Source organism: Gordonia sp. i37 (genome assembly GCF_002043085.1).
Taxonomy (GTDB): Bacteria; Actinomycetota; Actinomycetes; order Mycobacteriales; family Mycobacteriaceae; genus Gordonia; species Gordonia polyisoprenivorans.
On the sequence record NZ_MVPX01000643.1, the window covers coordinates 1 to 3522 of the forward strand.

General features: G+C 65.0%; 5 protein-coding genes. 4 read left to right on the forward strand and 1 reads right to left on the reverse strand.

Annotation, left to right across the window (positions count from 1 at the left end; genetic code table 11):
• Positions 1-81: 81 nt before the first annotated feature.
• Positions 82-579: a hypothetical protein gene (locus tag B1964_RS29130; RefSeq protein ID WP_079932269.1), complete on the forward strand. Its 498-nt coding sequence runs from the start codon at positions 82-84 to the stop codon at positions 577-579.
• A gap of 8 nt (positions 580-587) precedes the next feature.
• Here B1964_RS29130 and B1964_RS29135 read toward each other — a convergent pair whose 3' ends face one another.
• Positions 588-1115, reverse strand: coding sequence for a DoxX family protein (locus B1964_RS29135; protein ID WP_006369935.1), 528 nt, complete (start codon positions 1113-1115; stop codon positions 588-590).
• A 102-nt stretch (positions 1116-1217) separates the two neighbouring features.
• Between B1964_RS29135 and B1964_RS29140 the strand changes: the two genes are divergently transcribed.
• The 3 genes from B1964_RS29140 (at position 1218) to B1964_RS29150 (ending at position 3055) form a co-directional block, all read left to right on the forward strand.
• Positions 1218-1736 (forward strand): phenolic acid decarboxylase, encoded by a 519-nt coding sequence (locus B1964_RS29140; protein WP_290440754.1) that lies wholly within the window; start codon positions 1218-1220, stop codon positions 1734-1736.
• Positions 1737-1834: 98 nt separating this feature from the next.
• Positions 1835-2278 carry a DUF4186 domain-containing protein gene (locus B1964_RS29145; RefSeq protein ID WP_079932271.1) on the forward strand — a complete coding sequence of 148 codons (444 nt, stop codon included), beginning with the start codon at positions 1835-1837 and terminating at the stop codon, positions 2276-2278.
• 105 nt (positions 2279-2383) lie between these two features.
• Positions 2384-3055 (forward strand): alpha/beta hydrolase-fold protein, encoded by a 672-nt coding sequence (locus tag B1964_RS29150; protein ID WP_079932272.1) that lies wholly within the window; start codon positions 2384-2386, stop codon positions 3053-3055.
• The last annotated feature ends 467 nt before the right edge of the window (positions 3056-3522 follow it).

The window sequence follows — 3522 nt, forward strand, 5'->3', positions numbered from 1 at the left end:
CGGGCCGCGTCTCGGGAACGACGGGATCACGATTCGATTAGTCGAGTTAACGATCGTGAAGCCGCAGCCGATACTCAGCGCATGAACAGCACATGGAGAAACCGGCTGGTAGCCGGAGCGCTCACGGTCGCGTCTGCGGCGGGAATGCTGGCCGACGCGGGGACCGCGTCGGCCGACGACACCTTCGGCCGGCTCGATGACCGCACCTGTCAGGGCGTCAGTCCCAACATCGTCGATCTGCCATACACCGTGGGAATCCACGCTCAGCAGACCCAGAAACCGATCGTCCACAACAGTGTGACGCTGTACTTGACCAAGCCGGTGACGTTCATCGCCCCCTACTCGGCCGGCGGCACCCTCACCTGGCGCAATCCGGTGACCGGACAGCACGGAACGCAACGATTCTCCGACTCGATCCAGCGGTACCAGCTACTGATGCCGTTCGCCGACATGTCGAGCATGCCGACGCTCTACCTCCACCCCGGGGTGGGCCCGCTCGACGTGTCGATCAGCGCTCAACCCAAGGGGTTGGTGCCGGTTGCGCCGGTGACGTGCACCGTGCGGTTCACGGTGATCTGACGGCGGGCTCAGGCCGACTGTGCGGCCAGAGCCTTCTTGCGGCGTGAGAGGACGCCGAAGGCGCCGCCGACCGATGCCAGCAGCGCGGCGACACCGACCTTCTCGTGCGCGAGCGGGTGCTTGACGACGGCGTCCAGCGAGTAGCGCCCCGGGCCGGTCAGAACGATTGCAGCAGAGGACAATCCGAGAACCGCGGGATACTCGAAACCGCCGTTCTGCGAGAAGAATCCGCTCGGGCGGTGGACGTCGGCGGCGGCGATCATCGCTGCGGTGCCGACGGCCGCCGCGACCCGGGTGCCCGCACCGAGCACGACGAGTCCGCCCGCGGCCTCACTGATGCCGGCGGCCACCGCCGACGGCTTGGCCGGCTCGAAGCCCATCTTCTCCATCCCGGCGGCGGTGCCGTCGATGCCGGGGCCGCCGAACCATCCGGCGAGTTTCTGGGTGCCGTGGGCGAACAGCGTGGCCCCGACCGCGACGCGCAGGGTCAGCAGGCCGGCATCGAGTGCCCGGGAATTCTTCGAGGTACGAGGCATGGGTGGTTCACCTTCCTAACGATAGGTCTAACAGGACTCTAGTCCGTTTACTCGGAGGCGTCGTCCCCGGGGTGGGAAGGGCCTTGGATGGACGCGGGCACAATCGGCACCATGAGCAACAACGAGCCGATCCAGGACCTGTCCGGACTCGTCGGGCATCGCTTCATCTACACCTACGCCAATGGGTGGCAGTACGAGATGTACGTGAAGAACGCGTCGACGATCGACTACCGCATTCATTCAGGGATGGTGGGTGGTCGGTGGGTGAAGGATCAACGCGTCGACCTCGTGCAGCTCGACGACGACGTGTACAAGGTGTCCTGGAACGAGCCAACCGGAACGAGCGTCGTCGTCAACGTCCTGCCGGGAAAGCGCAGACTGCACGGAACGATCTTCTTCCCACGATGGGTCGAGGAGAACGGCTCCGCCACCGTCGTGTTCCAGAACGACCACCTCGACGAGATGCGCGCCCTGCGCGACGCCGGGCCCACCTATCCGATATTCGTCGTGCCCGAGTTCGCCCGGATCACCTTGTTCGAATTCGTCGGCGCCGACGACGAGTCGGTGATTTCGGTGGCACCGGGAGCGTTGCCCGAAGGCTTTGCCGATCGGACGAATTGACGCCAATCGGAGATTGTGACGGCAATATCGCGTCGGTTCTGAGCCGGATCAACCATCGAGCCGAAGCCATTGACGTCACGCGCCTCTAACCTGGTCCCATGCATGAGCAGCCAACCGAGGAGGTCCGCGCCGTCGTGCAGCGGATCACCGGCTATCGGTTCCGCTCCCGCTTTCATCTGCGACGCCACGAGCGGGCCATCGTCGCCCGAGACGGCATGAAGCTCATTCGAATTCACCCCGCCGATCTGCTGGGTGCCCGACTTGCCCCGGCATATCCGCGCAACGACGGAAAACAGACGCCGTGGGGTGGTCACCCGGTGTTCCGTGCGCAGCACGCCACCGGAACCTGTTGTCGGGGTTGCCTTTACCGACTGCACGGGATCGCGACGGGACGCGCGCTGACGGCCGCGGAACTCGACTACGTCTGCGACGTGGTGTGCTGCTGGATCGGTATGGAGATGGCGGATGGGCCTGCTGTATCACCTCCGCCGGTCCCGCGTCGACGCTCCGCGCGGGGTTCGGGTCAGGGGACGTTGTTTTGAGGTGGCGCGTCGATCTCCTGGATGTGTGTCGACTTCGGGGATGTGTGTCCTGCAGGACGCACAGATGCCAGGTCGGCACACGTTTGCCTCTGGCAAGGGGTGACGATGGACGATGAGACGATCGACGCTGCAATGGCTGGCGAATTCGCAACCGAGACAATTGATTACGATGGTGTCCGGCCCGTCGCGGTGTATATCCCGCCGGCGAGGCCGGAGGCCATCGTTTTCGCCGGCGATGGTCAGTCGACCCGGCGTCGGGTGCAAGCGCTCGACGCGGGCACCGCCGAATCCACCATGGTGGTCGGAACGCACCGATCGGCTGATGAAACGGTGCGTCTGCAGGAGTATTCGCCGCCGATCGCGCCGGAACGGTTCGCCGCGCATGAGAGGTTCTTCGTCGGCGACGTACGACGATGGGTGGGGTCGCGGTTCGGTGTGGACCTGCCGCCGGCGCGGACTGCCGTGTTCGGAGTCTCCGCCGGGGCCGAATTGGCGCTGGCTCTCGGGCTTCGGCACCCGTCGATCTACGGCGTGGCGCTCGGCGCGTCGCCCGGTGCCGGTTACCGTTCGCCCGTGACCATGCCGGTCCAACTGCCGCGCGTGTATCTCGTCGCGGGCACCTCGGAATCGTTCTTCCTCGAGAACGCTGCGCGATGGGCGACCGCACTTCACGGAGCCGGAGCGGACGTCGTCATGCATGAGCGGGACGGATCGCACGGTGGGGCGTTCTGGAATACGGAACTCTCGCTGATGGTCCGGTGGGCGTTCGGGAAGTGAGTCCTCCACGCTGTCGGCCTCCCCGACCTGCCTCGAGCAGCGTCGGAGGGCGGGTCGATCCCTGAATGTGGGTCGACTTCGGGAATGCGTGTCCTGCAGGACACACATCGGCCGGGTCGGCACACAAACGCGCCCGTGTAGGATCTCATCCTCTTTGTCAGTCGCGAACTGGGGTTTCTCATGATCTTGTCACCTGTGGGTTCTCACTAACTTGTCAGAATCCTCAGGCCAGCACTGCTCCCCGGCCGGCGCGTCATAGTTCGAGGTTGCAGTGCTGAAGCGGCGGGTTGCTAGGAGACCGCTACGCGACGTGAACTGCGGCTTGTGAATGGTCGAACCGTCCGACCGGCTGAACAAGGGCGATCGAACGCCGGCCGGTGTCGTGGCGATGTTCCCGGATGTGACGTGTAAGGGCTCGGGACATGCTTGACGTCGTGTCGTCGGGACATCGTTGACGTCTCACGCTT

Coding starts and splice junctions, on each gene's coding strand:
- B1964_RS29145 (WP_079932271.1), top strand. CDS start 1,835: ATGCATGAGCAGCCAACCGAGGAGGTCCGCGCCGTCGTGCAGCGGATC.
- B1964_RS29135 (WP_006369935.1), bottom strand. CDS start 1,115: ATGCCTCGTACCTCGAAGAATTCCCGGGCACTCGATGCCGGCCTGCTG.
- B1964_RS29150 (WP_079932272.1), top strand. CDS start 2,384: ATGGACGATGAGACGATCGACGCTGCAATGGCTGGCGAATTCGCAACC.
- B1964_RS29130 (WP_079932269.1), top strand. CDS start 82: ATGAACAGCACATGGAGAAACCGGCTGGTAGCCGGAGCGCTCACGGTC.